Annotated in this window: 21 protein-coding genes; 6 read left to right on the top strand and 15 right to left on the bottom strand. The window is 68.9% G+C overall.

Translation table 11 applies throughout. The features are described from left to right. Positions 1-62: 62 nt before the first annotated feature. Positions 63-620, top strand: a complete 558-nt coding sequence (locus tag DJ021_RS07755; RefSeq protein WP_111456997.1) for an ActR/PrrA/RegA family redox response regulator transcription factor — start codon at positions 63-65, stop codon at positions 618-620. Between the two features lie 3 nt (positions 621-623). Here the strand turns inward: DJ021_RS07755 and mmcB are convergent, their stop codons facing one another. The 3 genes from mmcB to DJ021_RS18850 all read right to left on the bottom strand — a co-directional run bounded on the left by mmcB (position 624) and on the right by DJ021_RS18850 (position 1514). Beyond that, positions 624-1082: a DNA repair putative endonuclease MmcB gene (gene mmcB / locus DJ021_RS07750; protein WP_111456996.1), complete on the bottom strand. Its 459-nt coding sequence runs from the start codon at positions 1080-1082 to the stop codon at positions 624-626. Between the two features lie 67 nt (positions 1083-1149). Next, positions 1150-1299 carry a hypothetical protein gene (locus DJ021_RS18855; RefSeq protein ID WP_165837145.1) on the bottom strand — a complete coding sequence of 50 codons (150 nt, stop codon included), beginning with the start codon at positions 1297-1299 and terminating at the stop codon, positions 1150-1152. 56 nt (positions 1300-1355) lie between these two features. Continuing rightward, entirely contained in the window at positions 1356-1514 is a 159-nt protein-coding gene (locus DJ021_RS18850) for a hypothetical protein (protein WP_165837144.1), read from the bottom strand. Here DJ021_RS18850 and DJ021_RS07745 point away from each other — a divergent pair. Beyond that, a complete protein-coding gene (locus DJ021_RS07745; RefSeq protein ID WP_111456995.1) occupies positions 1513-2370 on the top strand; it encodes a DUF3800 domain-containing protein in 858 nt (285 codons plus the stop codon). The two genes, DJ021_RS18850 and DJ021_RS07745, sit on opposite strands and share 2 nt — an antisense overlap. A 594-nt stretch (positions 2371-2964) precedes the next feature. Here the strand turns inward: DJ021_RS07745 and DJ021_RS07740 are convergent. The 3 genes from DJ021_RS07740 to DJ021_RS07730 all read right to left on the bottom strand — a co-directional run bounded on the left by DJ021_RS07740 (position 2965) and on the right by DJ021_RS07730 (position 6181). Beyond that, positions 2965-3495: a lipocalin family protein gene (locus DJ021_RS07740; protein ID WP_165837143.1), complete on the bottom strand. Its 531-nt coding sequence runs from the start codon at positions 3493-3495 to the stop codon at positions 2965-2967. A gap of 102 nt (positions 3496-3597) precedes the next feature. Beyond that, entirely contained in the window at positions 3598-4722 is a 1125-nt protein-coding gene (locus DJ021_RS07735) for a ferritin-like domain-containing protein (protein ID WP_111456993.1), read from the bottom strand. A 331-nt stretch (positions 4723-5053) separates the two neighbouring features. Further along, a complete protein-coding gene (locus DJ021_RS07730) occupies positions 5054-6181 on the bottom strand; it encodes a ferritin-like domain-containing protein (protein WP_111456992.1) in 1128 nt (375 codons plus the stop codon). Positions 6182-6348: 167 nt separating this feature from the next. On the opposite strand from DJ021_RS07730, the gene DJ021_RS07725 reads away from it, so the two are divergent. After that, positions 6349-7017, top strand: coding sequence for a TMEM175 family protein (locus DJ021_RS07725; RefSeq protein WP_111456991.1), 669 nt, complete (start codon positions 6349-6351; stop codon positions 7015-7017). Here the strand turns inward: DJ021_RS07725 and DJ021_RS07720 are convergent. Together DJ021_RS07720 and DJ021_RS07715 are read right to left on the bottom strand one after the other, a co-directional pair. Further along, entirely contained in the window at positions 7014-7433 is a 420-nt protein-coding gene (locus DJ021_RS07720; RefSeq protein WP_111456990.1) for a metallopeptidase family protein, read from the bottom strand. The two genes, DJ021_RS07725 and DJ021_RS07720, sit on opposite strands and share 4 nt — an antisense overlap. 7 nt (positions 7434-7440) lie before the next feature. Then, a complete protein-coding gene (locus DJ021_RS07715; protein WP_111456989.1) occupies positions 7441-8031 on the bottom strand; it encodes a hypothetical protein in 591 nt (196 codons plus the stop codon). Positions 8032-8169: 138 nt separating this feature from the next. On the opposite strand from DJ021_RS07715, the gene DJ021_RS07710 reads away from it, so the two are divergent. Further along, a complete protein-coding gene (locus DJ021_RS07710) occupies positions 8170-10494 on the top strand; it encodes a sensor histidine kinase (protein ID WP_111456988.1) in 2325 nt (774 codons plus the stop codon). A gap of 300 nt (positions 10495-10794) precedes the next feature. On the opposite strand, the gene DJ021_RS07705 is transcribed toward DJ021_RS07710, so the two are convergent. From DJ021_RS07705 to sdhC, 6 genes are read right to left on the bottom strand one after another with little or no spacing between them, the layout of a single operon-like run. Then, complete coding sequence (locus DJ021_RS07705; protein ID WP_111456987.1) at positions 10795-11115, bottom strand: 2Fe-2S iron-sulfur cluster-binding protein; 321 nt, start codon at positions 11113-11115, stop codon at positions 10795-10797. 19 nt (positions 11116-11134) lie between these two features. Continuing rightward, positions 11135-12364: an NAD(P)/FAD-dependent oxidoreductase gene (locus tag DJ021_RS07700; protein WP_111456986.1), complete on the bottom strand. Its 1230-nt coding sequence runs from the start codon at positions 12362-12364 to the stop codon at positions 11135-11137. A 57-nt stretch (positions 12365-12421) separates the two neighbouring features. Continuing rightward, positions 12422-13204: a succinate dehydrogenase iron-sulfur subunit gene (locus tag DJ021_RS07695; protein ID WP_111456985.1), complete on the bottom strand. Its 783-nt coding sequence runs from the start codon at positions 13202-13204 to the stop codon at positions 12422-12424. A 20-nt stretch (positions 13205-13224) separates the two neighbouring features. After that, positions 13225-15012 carry a succinate dehydrogenase flavoprotein subunit gene (gene sdhA / locus DJ021_RS07690; protein ID WP_111456984.1) on the bottom strand — a complete coding sequence of 596 codons (1788 nt, stop codon included), beginning with the start codon at positions 15010-15012 and terminating at the stop codon, positions 13225-13227. 3 nt (positions 15013-15015) lie between these two features. Further along, positions 15016-15408: a succinate dehydrogenase, hydrophobic membrane anchor protein gene (gene sdhD / locus DJ021_RS07685; RefSeq protein ID WP_243625927.1), complete on the bottom strand. Its 393-nt coding sequence runs from the start codon at positions 15406-15408 to the stop codon at positions 15016-15018. Next, positions 15408-15815, bottom strand: coding sequence for a succinate dehydrogenase, cytochrome b556 subunit (gene sdhC, locus DJ021_RS07680; protein WP_111456982.1), 408 nt, complete (start codon positions 15813-15815; stop codon positions 15408-15410). Before sdhC ends, sdhD begins: the two co-directional genes overlap by 1 nt. Before the next feature lie 189 nt (positions 15816-16004). On the opposite strand from sdhC, the gene DJ021_RS07675 reads away from it, so the two are divergent. Further along, positions 16005-16886 (top strand): LysR substrate-binding domain-containing protein, encoded by an 882-nt coding sequence (locus DJ021_RS07675; RefSeq protein WP_111456981.1) that lies wholly within the window; start codon positions 16005-16007, stop codon positions 16884-16886. Between the two features lie 32 nt (positions 16887-16918). On the opposite strand, the gene zapE is transcribed toward DJ021_RS07675, so the two are convergent. Next, a complete protein-coding gene (gene zapE / locus DJ021_RS07670) occupies positions 16919-18037 on the bottom strand; it encodes a cell division protein ZapE (RefSeq protein ID WP_111456980.1) in 1119 nt (372 codons plus the stop codon). 88 nt (positions 18038-18125) lie between these two features. Between zapE and DJ021_RS07665 the strand changes: the two genes are divergently transcribed. Continuing rightward, on the top strand, positions 18126-18572 hold the full coding sequence (locus DJ021_RS07665) for a hypothetical protein (RefSeq protein ID WP_111456979.1): 447 nt from the start codon (positions 18126-18128) through the stop codon (positions 18570-18572). Positions 18573-18581: the final 9 nt, after the last annotated feature.

Raw genomic sequence — 18581 nt, 5'->3', positions numbered from 1 at the left:
ACGAATTCCTGCGACAGAATGCCGCAGGCGTCCTAGTTAAGTTCTCTACCGGAGGTAGCTGAATGACTGACCTTTCCGCCGACGTGGCCGGCCTGCCCGACAAATCGCTGCTCGTCCTCGACGACGATGCGCCCCTGCGCACCCGGCTTGGGCGGGCGTTGGAGCAGCGCGGGTTCGAGCCGACCCTGGTCGGCAGCGTCGCCGAGGCGCTGAGCGCCGTAAAGGCCAGTCCGCCGGCTTTCGCCGTGCTCGACATGCGCCTGGACGACGGCAGCGGCCTGAAGGTGGTGGAGGCGGTCCGCGAGGCCCGGCCCGAGGCGCGGATCATCATGCTCACCGGCTACGGCAACATCGCCACCGCCGTGCAGGCGGTGAAGGCCGGGGCGGTGGACTACCTCTCCAAGCCCGCCGACGCCGACGACGTGGCCCGGGCGCTGCTGGCCCGCGGCGACACCGCCCCGGCGCCGCCGGACAACCCGATGAGCGCCGACCGCGTCCGCTGGGAGCACATCCAGCGCGTGTACGAGCTCTGCAACCACAACGTCTCGGAGACGGCGCGGCGGCTGAACATGCACCGGCGCACCCTGCAGCGGATCCTCGCCAAGCGAGCCCCGCGCTAACCCCTACTCCAGGACCTGGGCCTGGACCCCGGCGGCGCGGAGAGCCGCGAGCCGGGCGAAGGCCAGGGTCAGAGCCTTGCGCCGCGCCCCGGCCAGGGCGTTGACCGGCGCCTCGCGCAGGACCGCGCCGCCGAAGCCGTCGGCGACGATCATCCCCGGCTCCGGCGGCAGGATCTCGCGCGGGAATTCCGGCGCCACGGCGAAGGCGAAGGCGTCGCAGTAGGGCTGGTACTCGTGCCACTTCTGGTCGGTGCGGAAGTCCTCCACCCCCGACTTCACCTCGACGATGAAGATCTGCCCCTTGGGCCCCAGCGCCATCAGGTCCGCGCGCCGGCCGTTGGGCAGCGTCACCTCGGTCAGCGGCGCATAGCCGAGCGCGGCCAGCAGCCGCCCCGCGCCGCGGGTGACGCTGGCGGTGGTCTCCGGCCGGGAGACGGACACGACGGTGACGGAGACGTCCATCGCCTCAGACATTGTTCCGGCTTCGTTCCGGATGCAAGAGCTTGGCGTTTATACACTTTGCAAATCGCTAGGTACGATTGCGCAGGCTGATCACGGTAGCAATCACCAGCCATGCGACGGGATACCCTGTAATAATCGCGCTCTTCAGCCACTCAGGCGCGTTCAGCCCAGCGGCCAGAAACAGGGTGACGACAAACAAGCCAAAGATGATCCACATAGCGCGTCGCAAACGGCGCCGCGTTTCTGTTGGCGGCCAAAAGAAGGACAGCCACCTCACGGTTTCGGCTTGTCCGACGCTTCGGTCTTTGGAGCCTTAGGCGCCAGCTTCCTCAGCCGCTCGTCAAACGCCTCTTCAACCTCGTCGCACTCTAGCTCGCGGGCTAGGTCGCGGAACTTGTCTATCTGCGGTTGCTCAGGTTTGTTCTCAGGCATGTATCGCCTTTACGTTGACGAGGTGGGGACGGACGATCTGACCCACATCGAAAAGGACAGCCAAAGATACCTCAGCCTGACCGGGGTCGCGATGAGGATCGATCACGCGCGCGATCAGCTCATGCCGAACATGAATTGGATTAAGGCGAACGTGCTCAAGCACGATCCCGATTCGCCGATCATTCTCCACCGAAAGGATATCGTAGCGCGAGCTGGCGGCTTCCAGTGTCTAAACGATGAGAAAGTATGCGACCCATTTGACAGGTCTATACTTCGCCTAATGAAGCGGGCGGAATACAGTGTTATTACCGCCCTAATAGACAAACAATGGATGTTGAAGCAACAACACTGGCAAAAGACGCACCCGTATCACTACCTAATGGAAATTATGATCGAGAAGTACGTCCAGTTTTTGGAGCGGATGGATGTTATTGGCGATATCATGCCAGAAAGCAGGATGGGAAAATCAAATGAGCGACTTCAACGTGCTTGCGATGATGTCCGATTAACTGGAACTCGCTTTGTGAGTGCTGAACGGATTGCCTCCGCCGTCCGTGGGCCGAAGCTGAAATTTAGGCGGAAACCTGAAAACGTCGCAGGACTCCAGCTCTGCGACCTACTTGCCCACCCAAGCCATATGCTCGTGAGAGACAAGATGGGGCACGACGTGAGCCTCGGTCCCTTCGCAGAGAAGGTGGCCGCGATACTTGAGCTTCAGAAATACGACAGGTCCGCCCGGGGCGGCCGTGAACGGGTACGGCATCAAGCACCTACCCTAAAACACAAAGGCGAGGCACGCGGCCCCGCCCGATGGATTGTGTACCATCTGCTACCGACCGCCGTAGCATCGGATTGACCGGAATCTAGCGTTGACCCGCCAGAAAGTCAAGCGAATCAACGATTTGCCTAACTTATTGATATAAGTCGCTTTTATTAGTTCTTCGTTTGTTCTTGTTTCTCCATCGGAAGCGGCGGCGGCCGGCGATTATGTACTTTGCGAATTGCGCTTGGGCCGGCCCTCTACGAGCCAGCGAGTCAACGTGCCGGCTGCGAGAAGCCCGAGCCCGCCGAGGGCCAGCGTACGCGATAGCAACAGGTCGGAGTCGCTGACATAGATCGTGCCATGATTGACATAGCGATGCGGATGCAACGCGTCCGGTTTAAGCGGCCGATGGCCGCCCCAGCTAGTCACGACCAGGGCGAAGGCGAACCAGCCCACTAGCCCGACATTCTGGGCTGCGCGCGCCAGTAACGCCATTGTTATGGGCAACGCTATCGCTCCAGGTTCCGCGCGATTCGCCTCACCTGATCTTCGGAGCGCTTCTCGCCTTTGTCGACGTCTAGCACCTGGCGATGTCCTGGACCCGTTAGCCTAGCGCTTGGGCGCGCCGAGAGCAGTACTGGGCCACAGCCTTTTTCAGGGTTCGCATACGACCGCCAACAGCCGCCGTCAGCCGTGGGCCGGCAGGGGGAACTCCAGGCGGGTGGGGTCAAAGCCGAGCTGGCGGATGCGGGCCACGGCCTGGGCTTTCACCGCCGCCGGCAGGGTCGGCTTCTGCGACATCAGCCACAGGTACTTGCCGTCGTGGGTGGCGAGGATCAGCCACCCTTCGTCGGGGCGGTGCGCCAGCACCCAGTACTCCTGGGAGATCAGGCCGCCGAAGAAGCTCATCCTGAACTTGGCGTTGGTGGCCGGGTCGGCGACGCGGGCCTTGGCCTTCCACTCCGCGAGCGGGCCGTCCGGGGCGCCCTTGTGGCAGGCCTGGACCACCGAGAAGCCGTCGTCGGTGCGGGCCCAGTCGGAGGTGCCGGCCTGGCAGCCGCGCTGGGTCTGGTTGGGCAGGCGGGCGACCTCGTACCAGCGGCCCATCATCTTGGAGAGCTCGATCCGCTCCGACGGCTGCGGAATGGCGGCCTGCGCCGACGCGGCGGCGAGGCAGACGGCCAGGGCCGCGGCGGGGACGATCAGGCGCTTCAGCATGCCCACACCGATATCCGTGTGATGTGACAAAGGAAACGCCCGCGGGAACGTCCGCGGGCGCCGCATAAGGACGCAACAGAACTTAGGCGTTTCCGCGGCGCCTCATTCGGCGGCGATGGAAACCGCCTTCGCCCGGTCCTTGAAGTTGATGGCCTGCAGGTAGCGGATGCCGTCTTCGGCGATGTCGTCGCCCACCATCCGCTCGCCCTCGGCGGCCAGCTCGTCCATGTCGACGTACATGGCGTAGAAGCCGCGGGTCCGCGCGGTGATCAGGCCGGCGTTCAGCAGGGTCTTGATCAACACCCGGAAGACGTTGGTCTCGCCCTTGAACTTGCGGGTCGGGTCGCGCTCCTTGCGGCGCTGGACGATGTCGGCGACCACCCGCTCCGGATCGAGGCCGAACTCGCCGTAGATCTCCGCCTGCTGGCGCGGATCGCCGCGGTCGAACAGCAGCGACTGGGCGCAGTGGGCGGTCCAGTCCTCCACCATCTCGCGCTCGGCCTGGGTGAGCTTGGGAATGGTGCGGTCGGCCCAGATCTTCCCGAACTTGTGGTGGAAGGCCTCGTCGGTCATCACCAGCTGGAAGAGCTTGCGGGCCACCGGGTCGCGGTTGTGCCGGTAGCCGTTGGCGAAGGCGCCCATCGCCAGGCCCTCGACCAGCATCTGCATGCCGACGATCTTCTTGTAGACCTCCGGCGCCTCGATGATCTCCACCAGCAGGCTCTTCAGCGCCGCGCCGCACTCGGTCGGGCGGCCCCAGCGGGACCTGATGTATTTCGCGAAGGCGGTGACGTGGCGGGCCTCCTCGCGGGTCTGGTTGGCGGCGTACTCCTGGGCGCCCTGGTCGTAGAGCACGTGGCAGAGGCTGGCCGAGAGGTTCAGCGCGCCCTGTTCGCCATGCAGGATCGAGGAGAAGTTCCTAAGCTGCATGTAGTTGATGAAGCGGATCTTTTCCTTCTCGTCGGTGAGCGTGGCGGCGACGTAGGGCAGCTTCAGGATCGGATTGTGCTCCTCCGGCGTCATGGCGACGTTTTCGAGGTCGAAGGGCTCGTCGAAATCGATGTAGCGCTTGTCGAGCGGATCCCAGAAATGGTCGTGGGTGGCGCTGATGATCTTGTCGAAGGCCGTGGTCCGCTCGCCGTAGCGGTCGAGGGTCAGCATCGACTCGAAATCGTCCGGTGCCACCGCACCGTACATGGCGTCCTTGGTGATGTTGCCGTCGGCCATGGCCTGGCTTCCTTCCCGAAATTGATCCGTCTGACGCGGACCCGAGCACATGAGAATGCCGGAAGCTTCGCGCCGACGGGCCGGCGCGTCAAAGAAAATGACGGAGGCGTCAATTCGCTCCTCCCCTGTCCCGAAGAGGACGGGGGAGGTGGCGCGCCCCGCAGAGGGCGTGACGGAGGGGGCGAGCCGACGCACCGCGCGAACCCGCGCCCCCTCCACCACCCGCTTTGCAGCGGGCGGTCTCCCTCCCCCGCTGCGCAGGGGAGGAGCGAAGACGAAAACGCCCGCCGATCACTCAGCGGGCGCCTCGCGGCTCGACTGGAGAGAGAGCCTATTCGGCGGCGATCAGGATCTGCTTGGCGCGGTCCTTGAAGTTGATCTCCTGGAGGTACTTGATGCCCTCCTCGGCGATGTCGTCGCCGACCATCTTGTCGCCCTCGGACTTGAGCTCGTCGATGTCGACGTAGGTGGCGTAGAAGGCCTTGGTGCGGTCGGTGATGATGCCGGCGTTGACCAGGGTCTTCACCAGCACGCGGAAGATGTTGGTCTGCTCCTTCATCTCCTCGCGGCGGGTCTCGTCGTTCACGATCTGCGCCATCTCGGCGATCACCCGTTCGGGGTCGAGGCCGAACTCCTCGTAGAGGCCGACGTTCTGGGTCGGGGCCACCAGGTTGAACAGCAGCGTCTGGAAGCAGTGCGCCGCCCACATCTCGATGACTTCGTGCTCGGCCGCGGTCAGGTGCGGGATGGTGCGGTCGGCCCAGATCTTCCCGAACTTGTGGTGGAAGGCCTCGTCGGTCATCACCAGCTGGGTCAGCTTGCGGGCCAGCGGATCGTTGGTCTGGTTGAACACCGTGGCGAAGGCGCCCATCGCCAGGCCCTCGACCAGCATCTGCATGCCGATGATCTTCTTGTAGACCTCCGGCGCGGCGATGATCTCCACCAGCAGGTCCTTCAGGATCGGCCCGCATTCCACCGGCCGGCCCCAGCGGACCTTGATGTACTTGGCGAAGGCGGTGACGTGGCGGGCCTCTTCGCGGGTCTGGTTGGCGGCGTACTCCTGCGCGCCCTGGTCCTTCAGCACGTGGCAGAGCGAGGCCGACAGGTTCAGCGCCCCCTGCTCGCCGTGCAGGATCGAGGAGAAGGTGCGCAGCGTCTGGGCGTTGGCGAACCGGACGCGGTCCTTCTGGTCGGTGAGGATGCCGTTGACGTAGTCGAGCCGCAGGGCGCCGATCATGGTCTCCGGCAGGATCATCTCGTTCTCCATGTCGAACGGCTCGGAGAAGTCGATGTATTTGGGGTCCAGCGGGTCCCAGAAGTGGTCGTGGGTGGCGCTGATGATCTTGTCGAAGGCGGGCGAGCGGGCGCCGTAGCGGTCCAGCTCCAGCATGGACTCGAAATCGTCCGGCGCCACGGCGTCGTAGATGATGTCCTTGGTGATGTTGCCGTCGGCCGCCATGGGGGATCCTCGCTCCTTGGGCGCCGGGCTTCCGTCGCCCGGTCGCGCCTTCAGGCCACCCTCTCACCCGAACAATGATCGGTCAAGGAAAGTGACGGGGCCGTCAACTTCGATCCTCGGCGTATGTTCGCGCGCCGCCCGCAGGACGGGGCTCGGAGGAGACCACCATGGCGAAACCGCACAAGGCCGGTTCGGCCCGCGAGATCGGACGGATGGAGGCGTTCTCCGACGGGGTGTTCGCCATCGCCATCACCCTGCCGATCGTCGAGCTCAGGACGCCGGACCTGTCCGCCGGCCAGTCTCTCGCCGCCGCGCTCGGCGAGCAGTGGCCGACCTACCTGGCCTACGGCCTGAGCTTCCTGGTGATCGGCATCTACTGGGTGCACCACCATTTCACCGGCAAGATCTACGCCCGGGCGGATCACGGCTTCGTGCTGGCCAACCTGGCGTTCCTGGCGACGGTGGGATTCGTGCCCTTCCCGACCCGGCTGTTCACCGAATACCTGAACGACCCCGCCCGCCTGCCGACGGCGGCGGTCTTCTACACCCTGTCGTTGGCGGCGCCGACCTGGACCTGGGTCTTCAAATGGCTTTACGCCCAGCGCACGCGGGCGGTCGACCCGCGGCTGGACCACGACTACCTCCATCGGCTGACGCGGATCTACGTCGCAACCGCGGCGCTGCAGGCGGTCGCCGCGGCCCTGAGCCTCGTCGACTGGCGGCTGGGGGTGGGGCTGGCGGCGGCGGTGACGCTGTTCCACCTGCGCGCCCCGCCGTGGCCGGTGTACGAGGACGCCGCGGAGCCCCATCCGCACCCCGACGCGGAGCAGACCTAGGCGGCCGCCTCGATGGCGTCGATGTCGGCGTCGGACAGGCCGAAGTGGTGGCCGATCTCGTGCACCAGGACGTGGGCGACCAGTTCCTCCAGCGTCACCTCGCCGTGGTCGGCCCACTCGTCGAGCAGCGGCCGGCGGTAGAGGAAAATCATCGAGGGTTGCGGCGCCGGGTCGAACAGCGAGCGGTGGGTCAGGTCGACGCCCTGGTAGAGGCCGGTGAGGTCGAACGGGTCCTCGATGCCGAGCTCGGCCAGCACCTCGTCGGAGGGAAAGTCGTCGACCCGGAAGATCACCTCGCCGGTCATCCGGCGGAATTCCTCCGGCAGCGCGGCGAAGGCGGCCTCGGCCAGGCCGGCGAGGTCGTCGAGCGAAGGAGCCCGGCCGATCGGCTCGTCACCGGTCGGGCCCTTACTCATCGGGCGCCTATTCATCGGGTACGACGATGTGCGGCGCCTCGGGCAGGCGGGTTTCGAACAGGCCGATGTCCAGCGGCTGCTGCGGCTCGACGGGGCGGAGCGGCTGGCGGGCGATGGCGCGCAGGGTCTCCGGATCGACCCCCTGGCGGGTGCGACGGGCCTGGCGGGCCTGCGGCGTCTCGATCGGCCGCTCCGCGGAGGCGATCCGCCAGTATGACACCATCAGCCGCCATGCCGTGCGCGGCGGCGCTCCGGTCGGCGCCGGCCAGCGGCGGCCGTCCTGGTTGGTGGGCTGAACCGGCGCGACCGGAGCGGGGCGGCCGGGCTCGCGGACGATCTGCGCGCTGAGTTGGCAATAGCGGTCCTCGATCGGCGGACTGATCCCGGTGCGCTCGTCCTCGACGCGGCCGCCGTAGGCGGCCAGCGCCGCCTCGCGGGTGGCGAAGGCCGGGCCGAGCGCGTCGGTGGTGAACACCACGGCTTCGCCGGCGGCGGCGCGGGCCTCGCGTTCGCGGGCGGCGCGCCCCCGCGGCTGGCTCAAGGCCTGCTCGGCGTTGGCGGCCACCGGATAGAGGATGGCGGTCATGTCCCTGATCATGCGCGAAAATCCTTGCACACGAAACGCGGCGCCAAAGTGGTCGGGCGAAAAGTGGGGGGCGTGCGGCCGAGCCCGCAGCCGCTTACTCTGGCCGCTGGGTGATTCGCCGGTTGGGACGGCGGCGCCGACGGAGCCGGGATGAGCGCGCACGATCTGATCCTCGCGGCGGCGGCGGGCGCGATCTCGCTGGCGATCTGCGCGGTGCTGTGGGCGCTGGCCCAGCGGCGTCAGAGCCAGGGCCGCGTCGACGAGCTGGCCGGCCGGATGGCGGGCCTGGAAGCCCGCGCCGAAGCCGCCCAGGCCTCGGCCGAGGCCTTCGATTCCGCCCTGCTGGCGGTCGAGGACGGCCACGCCATGCTGGCGTCCGGCGAGGAGAGCCTGGCCACCTGCGCCGAGGCCCTGGGCCTGGAGGCCCGCGACCCGCAGACCCTGGTCAACGCGCTGATGCGCGCCGACCCCGACCATGCGCGCCGGCTGCGCGCCCTGTTCGAGCGCGGCGAGGCCTGCGCCTTCGAGGTGCAGGGAACGGCCGGCGTGGTCACCGTCGAGGGCCGCGCGGCCGGGGCCCTGGCCTGGCTGCGGCTGTCGGCGGTGATGGGCGAGGAGGCCGGCCTGCCGACCGCGCCGCGGCTGGCCGCCTTCCTCGACGCCCGCGCCTGCCCGGCCTGGATCGCCGCGGCGGACGGCTCGCCGGTCTGGGTCAACGCCGCGTGGCTGAAGGCGGCGGACGCCGCCAGCCTGGACGAGGCCGCGGCGCGCGGCGTGGCCTTCGACCGCGGCGCCGACGCGCTGGCCAGCGAGGCGGCCAACCTCGGCCAGCGGCGCGACGCGGTGCGCTGGGCCACCGTCGGCGGCCGCCGGCGCGCCTTCCACATCGTCGCCCAGCCGCTGGAAGGCGGCGGCGTCGGGGTGTGGACCGAGGACGTCACCGAGCTGGAGGAGATGCGCGAGATCCTCAAGCGCAACGTCGAGGCGCACGACGAGACCCTGAACCACATCGCCGAGGCCGTGGCGGTGTTCAGCCAGGGCAAGAAGCTGATCTTCCACAACACCGCCTTCGCCCAGCTGTGGGCCCTCGAGCCGGCCTGGCTGGCGGAACAGCCGAGCCATTCGGAGATCCTCGACCGCCTGCGCCAGCGCCGCCGCCTGCCGGAGACCGCCGACTACGCCAAGTGGAAGGCGGCCGAGCTCGACCGCTACGAGCAGCTGGCGGCCGGCCCCGACGACCTCTGGAGCCTGCCGCACGGCCAGACGCTGAAGGTGGTGCGCCAGCCGCACCCGATGGGCGGCCTGCTGCTGCTGTTCTCCGACATCACCGGCGAGCTCAAGCTCAAGGCCCAGTACAACGCCCTGATCCAGGTGCAGCAGGCCACCCTCGACAAGCTGAACGACGCCGTCGCCGTGTTCGGCTCCGACGGCCGGCTGCGGCTGCACAACGAGGCGTTCGCGCGGTTCTGGCACATCACTCCGGCCCAGCTGGACGCCGCCGGCGACTTCGAGGGCGTGGTGGAGCTCTGCATCCCCAAGCTGCACGACATGGGCTTCTGGCGCGAGGTGAAGGGCCGCGTCGCCGACCCCGACCCCAGCGCCCGCGCGCCGATGAGCGGCGAGGTGAAGACCTCCGACTCCCGCATCGTCGCCTACCAGTCGCGGCCGCTGCCGGACGGGGCGACGCTGATCGCCTTCACCGACGTCACCGACGCCCGCAAGCTGGAGAGCGCGCTGGCCGCCCGCGAGGCGGCGCTGACCGAGGCCGAGCGGCTGAAGCGCGATTTCGTCGGCAACGTCTCCTATGAGCTGCGCACCCCGCTCACCACCATCATCGGCTACTCGGAACTGCTGGAGCGCTCCGGCGAGGCGCTGTCGGAGCGCGGCCGGGCCCACGCCGCGGCGGTGAAGGCCGCCGCCACCCAGCTCGCCCGCTCCATCGACGACGTGCTCGACATGGCCCAGATCGACGCCGACGAGATGGCGCTGGACCTGGAGGACGTGCGGGTCTCCGACCTGCTGATCTCGGTGGCCGGCCGCTGGATGAAGGAGGCCGAGGCCATGCGGGTCTCGATCGTGGTGGAGCGGCCCGACGACGTCGGCGTGATCCGCGGCGACGCCCGCCGGCTCGGCCAGATCCTCGACCACCTGGTGGAAAACGCGCTCGGCCAGACCCCGCCGACCGGCGTGGTCACCGTCACCGCCCGCAAGGCCCTGGGCGAGGTCCAGCTGCAGGTCTCCGACACCGGCCGCGGCATCCCCTTCCACGTCCAGGCCCACATCTTCGACCGCTTCGTCGGCCGCGAGCGGGGCGGCCCGGGCCTGGGCCTGGCGCTGGTCAAGGCGCTGACCGAGCTGCACGGCGGCTGGGTAGCCCTGGAGAGCGAGCCCGGCGCCGGCGCCACCTTCACCTGCCACCTGCCCGAAGAGGCCCACGCCGCGGCGGCGCAGCCGGAGCTGGGCCTGAACGGGTAGCGGGAGGATTCCTTCTCCCCTTGTGGGAGAAGGTGGCAGCCGAAGGCTGACGGATGAGGGGTCGCGCTGGACTCCAAGCGTCCATGGCGCGCCAGCGCCCCTTTGACGGGTCCACGAACCACACGAACCACACGAACGGAACGTGCCGCTCGCGAGCCCTGCAAATGGGCCTGCGTTCGTGTGGTTCGTGTGGTTCGTGGACAAATAGCGCCTGCGGCGCAAAAGGCGGATAGGGAAGCGAACCCCTGATCCGTCCGCTGGCGCGGGGATGGCCTTCTCCCCCAGCGGGGGAGGAATTTCTTAGTGCTGGCTTTCCGGCATGCGGACGATGAGGCCGTCGAGGGCGTCGCTGACCTTGATCTGGCAGGAGAGGCGGCTGTTGGCCTCGACGTTCTCGGCGAAGTCGAGCATCGACTCCTCCATGGCCGAGGAGGAGCCGGTCTTCTCGCGCCAGGCTTCATCCACATAGACGTGGCAGGTGGCGCAGGCGCAGGCGCCGCCGCAATCGGCGTCGATGCCGGGGATGTTGTTCTTCACAGCCCCTTCCATCACCGAAAGTCCCGGCTTCACGTCCACCACGTGCTCGGTCCCGTCGTGCTCGATGTAGGTGATCTTGGCCATTATACCCTCGCCGCCGACCTTAGGCGGCGACCTCTTTCATGGAAATTGACGGGTCCGCAAGTCTGGCCTTGTCGACCGGCCTGCGGCTGAGGATGAGCTGCTTGCCCATCATAAACTCCGGCGGCGAGTTGATCGCCTCCACGGATTGCACCTGGTCGCCCTTCAGGTGGAAGACCGCGAACTTGGCCGCCGCGGGATCGCCGCGCACCAGGATCTGGTCGACGTCGAAGGCGTAGCCGGCGATCTGCAGCTTCAGGTCATACTGGTCGGACCACTGCCAGGGGCATTCCCCGGCCGGGGCCGGACGGCCGGTGATGGCGCTGGCCACCTGCTTGGCCTGTTCGAGGGCGTTGGGCACGCTCTCCATGCGGAACATGCGGTCGTAGATCGGCATCGGCCGGTGGGCGACGTCGCCGATGGCGAAGATGTTCAGGTCCGAGGTCCGGGCCTCGAGGTCGACGACCACGCCGCGCGCCGTCTCCAGCCCCGCCTCGGCGGCGATCTCGTCGTTGGGGGCCGCGCCGACGCCGACCACCACCGCGTCGCAGGGCTCGATGCGGCCGTCCGCCAGCCTCACCCCGGTCACGCGCCCGTCCTGGCCCTCGAACCCGGCGACGTCGGCCCCCAGGTCGAAGGTGACGCCGTGCTGTTCGTGATAGTCGCGGAAGAAGGTCGACAGCGTCTCGCAGGCCACCCGCGCCAGCAGCCGCGGCTCGCGCTCCAGCACCACCACCTCGGCGCCCAGGGCGCGGCCGGACGCCGCCACCTCCAGGCCGATATAGCCGCCGCCCACCACCGCCAGGCGCTTGCCCGGCCCGATGGTCGCCTTCAGGAGCTCGGCGTCAGCGGCGGTGCGCAGGAACATCACGCCGGCCAGGTCCGCGCCCGCGATCGGCAGGGCGATGGCCCGCGCCCCGGTGGCGAGGATCAGCTTGTCGTAGGTCAGCGCCGCGCCGTCGGAGAGCCGCACGGTCCGCTCGCCGCGGTTGATCTCCACGGCCCGGGTGCTGGGCCGGAAGTCGATGTCGTGCTCGGCGTAGAACTCCAGCGGCTTCAACGCCAGGGAGTCGGCGTCGGCCTCGCCCTTCAGCCAGGCCTTCGACAGCGGCGGCCGCTGATAGGGCGGCAGCGGTTCGGCCCCGACCAGGGTGATCGGGCCGGTATGGCCATACTGGCGCAGCAGGGCCGCCGCCGTACCGCCGGCGTGGCCCGCGCCCAGGATCACCACATGTGCGGCGAGGTCGCTCATTCTCCCCCGTTGCCCAAAAATGACTCTGGCGTCAACTTGGGAGAGATACCCTAGCCGTCAGACGACCCGGTCCACCAGCATCTTCTTCACTTCGGCGATCGCCTTGGCGGGGTTGAGGCCCTTCGGACAGACCTGAGCGCAGTTCATGATGGTGTGGCAGCGATAGAGCTTGAAGGGATCTTCCAGCTCGTCGAGCCGGTCGCCGGTGGCCTCGTCGCGGCTGTCGATCAGCCAGCGGTAGGCGTGCAACAGAGCGGCGGGACCGAGGTACTTCTCCTGGTTCCACCAGTAGCTGGGGCAGGAGGTGGAGCAGCAGGCGCACAGGATGCACTCGTAGAGGCCGTCCAGCTTCTCGCGGTCCTCCGGCGACTGGATCCACTCCTTCTGCGGCTGCGGCGTCTCGGTCTTCAGCCACGGCTCGATGGAGGCGTACTGGGCGTAGAACAGGGTCAGGTCGGGGACCAGGTCCTTGAGCACCGGCATGTGCGGCAGGGGGCTGATCGAGACCTCGCGGCCCGGGGCCTCCTCCCAGCCGTGGGTGCAGGCCAGCGTGTTGCGGCCGCCGATATTCATGGCGCAGGAGCCGCAGACGCCCTCGCGGCAGGAGCGTCGGAACGCCAGCGTCGCGTCCATGGTGTTCTTGATGTGGATCAGCACGTCGAGGACCATCGGCCCGCAGGCGTCGACGTCGACCTCATAGGTGTCCCAGGACGGATTGCCCTCGCCTTCCGGGTCGTAGCGATAGACGCGGAAGGTCTTGGTGCGCGTCGCCCCCTCAGGCGCCGGGTGGTGGCGACCCTTGGTGACGCGGGAGTTCTTCGGAAGCCGGAGCTGGACCATGGGGTGGCGTCCTCAAGCGCTCAGTACACCCGCGCCTTGGGCGGGATGTAGGCGATGTCGTTGGTCATGGTGAAGTCGTGCACCGGGCGGAAGTCGATCTTCACCTTGCCGGTCGCGTCGTCGAACCAGGCGAGGGTGTGCTTCATCCAGCGCTTGTCGTCGCGGTCGGGGAAGTCCTCGCGGGCATGGGCCCCGCGGCTCTCGGCGCGGTTGGCTGCGCCGACCACCGTCACCGCCGCCTGGCCGACCAGGTTGTCGAGCTCGAGGGTCTCCATCAGGTCGGTGTTCCAGATCATCCCGCGGTCGGTGACCCGCAGGTCGCCGCGCTTGGCCTGCACCACGTTCAGCCGGTCGACCCCGGAGCGCAGGCTCTCGCCGGTGCGGAAGACGGCGGCGTCCTCCTGCATGGCCATCTGCATCTCCAGCCGCAGGGCCGCGGTGGTGGTGGCGCCGCTGGCGTTGCGCAGCCGGTCGAAGCGGGCGAGGTGCTTCTCGGTGTGGTGCGGCTTCAGCTCCGGCTGCGTGGCGCCGGGCTTGATGGTGTCGGCGGCGCGCAGGGCGGCCGAGCGGCCGAACACGACGAGGTCGATCAGGCTGTTGGAGCCCAGGCGGTTGGCGCCGTGCACCGAGACGCAGGCCGCCTCGCCCACCGCCATCAGGCCGGGCACCACCTGGTCGGGGTTCTTGCCCGCCTTGGTGACCACCTCGGAGTAGAAGTTCGTCGGGATGCCGCCCATGTTGTAGTGCACGGTCGGCAGCACCGGGATCGGCTCCTTGGTGACGTCGACGCCGGCGAAGATCTTGGCGCTCTCCGAGATGCCCGGCAGCCGCTCGGCCAGGATCTTCGGGTCCAGGTGGTCGAGGTGCAGGTTGATGTGGTCCTTCTTCGGACCCACCCCGCGGCCTTCGCGGATCTCGATGGTCATGGCGCGGCTGACCATGTCGCGCGGCGCCAGGTCCTTCACGGAGGGCGCATAGCGCTCCATGAACCGCTCGCCCTCGGAATTGGTCAGGTAGCCGCCTTCGCCCCGCGCGCCCTCGGTGATCAGGCAGCCGGCGCCGTAGATGCCGGTGGGGTGGAACTGCACGAACTCCATGTCCTGCAGCGGCAGGCCCGCCCGCAGCGCCATGCCGCCGCCGTCGCCGGTGCAGGTGTGGGCGCTGGTGCAGGAGAAGTAGGCGCGGCCGTAGCCGCCGGTGGCGAGGATCACCAGCTGCGCCTGGAAGCGGTGCAGGGTGCCGTCGTCGAGCTTCCAGGCGGTGACGCCGCGGCAGACGCCCTCGTCCATGATCAGGTCCAGGGCGAAGAACTCGATGAAGAACTCGGTCTCCTGCGCCAGGGCCTGGCCGTACATGGTGTGCAGCATGGCGTGGCCGGTGCGGTCGGCCGCCGCGCAGGTGCGCTGGATCGGCGCCTCGCCGAAGTTGCGGGTCATGCCGCCGAACGCCCGCTGGTAGATCTTGCCTTCCTGGGTGCGCGAGAACGGCACGCCCCAGTGCTCCAGCTCGTAGACCGCCGCCGGCGCGTTGCGGACCAGGTACTCGATGGCGTCCTGGTCGCCCAGCCAGTCCGACCCCTTGACGGTGTCGTACATGTGCCAGCGCCAGTCATCCTCGCCCATGTTGCCGAGGCTGGCGGAGATGCCGCCCTGGGCCGCCACGGTGTGCGAGCGGGTCGGGAACACCTTGGAGACGCAGGCGGTCTTCAGGCCGGCCGCCGCGCAGCCGAGCGCCGCGCGAAGGCCGGAGCCCCCGGCGCCCACCACCACGACGTCGTACTTGTGGTCGATGAAGTCGTAGGTCGCCATCGCTCAGTACGCTCCGCCGCCAAGGGCGACTTTCAGGATCGAGAACACCGCCAGCGCGCCCGACAGGCCGCAGACGAAGAGGTTGATCAGCAACAGGCCGGTCTTGTTGAGGGTGACGTGGATGTAGTCCTCGATCACCACCCGCATGCCGGCGTGCATGTGCCAGAAGCTGAGCGCGACCAGCAGGACCATCAGCACCGCGTTCAGCGGGTGGGAGATCCAGGCGACCGCGAAGTTGTAGTCGCCGGCGGCCAGCCGCAGGACGCCGAACACGCCCCACAGGGTCAGCGGGACCAGGGCGATGGCGCTCACCCGCTCGCCGATCCAGACGCCCACGCCATGCTTGGCGGAGCCGAGGCCGCGGGCCCGCGACAGCGGTGTGCGATAGCTGGCCATCAGAGCGCTCCGGTCATGGCGGCGATCACCCAGATCGCCACGGTGGCGGCGGCGGTGAAGGCGAACACCACCACCGAACTGGCGTTGGCGCTCTTCACGTTCAGCCCGTGGCCGGCGTCCCAGACCAGGTGCCGCACGCCGTTGGCCAGGTGATAAAAGAAGGACAGGGTCAGGCCGAACATCACCAGCTTGCCGAGCGGCGAGCCGAGCAGGTGCTTGAACCCCGCGTAGGCGTCCGGCCCCTGCGCCAGGGCGACCGCCCAGGCCGCGGCGATCAGCGCCCCGACATAGAGCGCGACGCCGGTCGCCCGGTGCGCGATCGAGGTCGCCATGGTGATGTGCCAGCGCCAGACCGACAGGTGCGGCGACATCGGCGGTTCGCGGGGAGGCCTTGAGGCGTCGGTCATGTCTCTCGCCGCTCGCTCGTCTGGTTGGGAGGCGGCTCCGCTTTTAAGCCGCCGCCCGGGGGTGTCAACGGAGGCGGCCGTGGAGGGCGCACCCGCCCGGCCGTGCTTCGCCGAACCCGAAAAGTCTTTCCTTTTCCGCTCACGGCGCAATGCGTCTTTCCTGTAGTCTTCCTTCGCGGGAGACGAAGGATGCGGTTCGATCTGGTTGACCTGAAGCTGTTCTGCGAGGTGGTGGACGCGGGCTCCATCACCGGCGGGGCGGAGCGCAGCGCCCTGGCGCTGGCGGCGGCCTCGACCCGCATCCGCGGCATGGAGGAGGTGCTGGGCGCGCCGCTGCTGACCCGTTCGCGCCAGGGGGTGACGCCCACCGAGGCCGGCCGCACCCTCGTCAAGCACGCCCGCACCATCCTGGCCCAGAGCGCGCGGCTGCGCGAAGACCTGGGCGCCTACGCCGGCGGGCTCTCCGGCGAGGTGCGGCTGTTGGCCAACACCAACGCCCTGACCGAATTCCTGCCCGAGGCGCTGAGCTCCTTCCTGGCCGCCCATCCCCACGTCAGCGTCGACCTGGAGGAGCGGTTGTCCGACGAGATCGTCGGCCTGATCGCCGAGGGCGTCGGCGACGTGGGCATCGTCGCCGGCACGGTCGACGTCGGCGCCCTGCAGACCTTCGCCTTCCGCTCCGACCGCTTCGTGGTGGTGACCAGCGCCGAGCATGCGCTGGCGGCCCGGCCCTCCGTGGCCTTCTCCGAGGTGCTGGCCTGCGACTTCGTCGGGCTGGAGCGGTCGAGCTCCCTGCAGCGGTTCCTGGCCGCCAAGGCGGCGCGCGAAGGCCGGCCGCTGCGGCTGCGGGTCCAGCTGCGCAGCTTCGACGCGGTCTGCCGGCTGGTGGAGTGCGGGGTGGGCGTCGGCGTGGTGCCGCAGACCACCGCCCACCGCGCCGCCAAGACCATGAAGCTGGGGCTGGTCGAGCTCACCGACGACTGGGCGCTGCGCGACCTGAAGATCGTCGTCCGCGCCCTGGACGACCTGCGCCCCTATGCCCGCGAGCTGGTGGAGAGCCTGCGGGCCTGATCGCGCCTCCCCTGCAAAGCGCGGGAGGTGCGTTAGCCCACCTCCTCCAGCCAGTCGGTGGAGCGCATCTCCTGCAGGCGCGAGGCGGTGCGCTCGAACTCGAAGGCCCCGTCGCCGGCCGGATAGAGCTGGGCGGGCTCGGCCTCGGCCAGCACGACGAGGCGGGTCTTCGCCTCGTAGAGGGTGTCGATCAGGATGACGAAGCGGCGGGCCTCCTCGCGGCGGTTCGCGGTGAGCTTCGGCACGTCCTCCAGGAACACCGTGTGGAAGCGCCCGGCCAGGGCGAGGTAGTCGTTGGGACCCAGCGCCACCGAGCACAGGCTGGCGAAGCCCGCCCGCACCAGGCCGCCCGAGGCACGCGGCAGGGTGACCTGGCGGCCCAGCACCTCCAGCGTCGCGCCGCTCTCCTCCTCGGCCCCCAGCATGTCGCGCCACAGCCGGTCGAAGCACCGCTGGTTGTCCGGGTCGTCCGGCGAGAACCAGGCGCCGGCGGCGCGCAGCCGGTCGAGCCGGTAGTCGTGGCCGCCGGCCACGGTCACCACCTCCAGCCGCGCCTTCAGGAGGTCGATGAACGGCAGGAAGAGCTGGCGGTTGATGCCGTCCTTGTAGAGGTCGTCGGGCGCGCGGTTGGAGGTCGCCACCAGGGTCACGCCGCGGGCGAACAGCGCCTCGAACAGCCGCCCCAGGATCATGGCGTCGGCGATGTCGGTGACCTGGAACTCGTCGAAGCAGAGCAGCCGCGCCGCGTCGGCCACCAGGTCGGCGACCGGCGGGATCGGATCGTCGCCCCTGTGCTGGCCGAACCGCGCCTTGCGGGCCGCCGCGTCGCCGCCGCGCCATTCGCCGATCAGCCGGTGGACTTCGCCCATGAAGACGTGGAAGTGGGTGCGGCGCTTGGACTCGGTGGGCGCGGTCTCGAAGAACAGGTCCATCAGCATGGACTTGCCGCGGCCGACCGGGCCCACGAGGTAGACGCCGCGCAGCGCCTGCGGCTTGCGGAACAGGGCCGCCAGCCGGCCGGGCGGCGTCGCCTCCGCCAGCTCCTGCTCGAGCCGCAGCAGCGCCCGCAGGCCCTCGGCCTGCGCCGGATCGGGGCGGAGCTCGCCGCGCTCCAGGCGGGCGTCGTAGGCGGCTTGGAGCGCGGAGGCCATTGCTTCCCGCCTAGCGACCGCGGCCGCTCAGCGCAAGGAACGGCGGCGCCGCCGAGCGGTTGATGCGGCACGCAGAAGGAGCCTTCCCATGGCCGAAGACCCGCGCATGCCCACCCCCCCGCAAGTGAACCGCGCCCGCACCCAGGGGCTCGGAGTCGGCCAGAAGGAGCTGAACCTGCAGAAGGACCCGGCCCGCAGCGAAGACGCCACCGATCCGGAGCGCCTCGAACCCTTCGAGCCGGATACCCGGGACGACGCAGAGGCCTCCGGCGAGGACCGCAGCTTCGCCGCCGACGACGGCGACGCGGCCGAACCCGAAGACGACCCCATGCTCGGCGCCGGCGCGCCGGCGAACGTGAACCCCCACGACCTCGGTCAGCGCGACAATCCCCAGGAGGACTGGGGCGAGCCGGCCGGCGAAGGCGTGACGCACTCGCAGACCCACACCCGCCGGCCGCTGCGCACCGAGGCCGAGCGCGGCCAGGGCGCCAAGACCCGCAAGCTGAACAAGGACATCATCAGCCGGCGCACCTGAGCCGCCCAT

Origin of the sequence: Phenylobacterium hankyongense (genome assembly GCF_003254505.1) — a bacterium.
Classification (GTDB): domain Bacteria; phylum Pseudomonadota; class Alphaproteobacteria; order Caulobacterales; family Caulobacteraceae; genus Phenylobacterium; species Phenylobacterium hankyongense.
The sequence above is the reverse complement of the archived record's forward strand: the minus strand, read 5'-3'. Positions and strand labels throughout refer to the sequence as shown.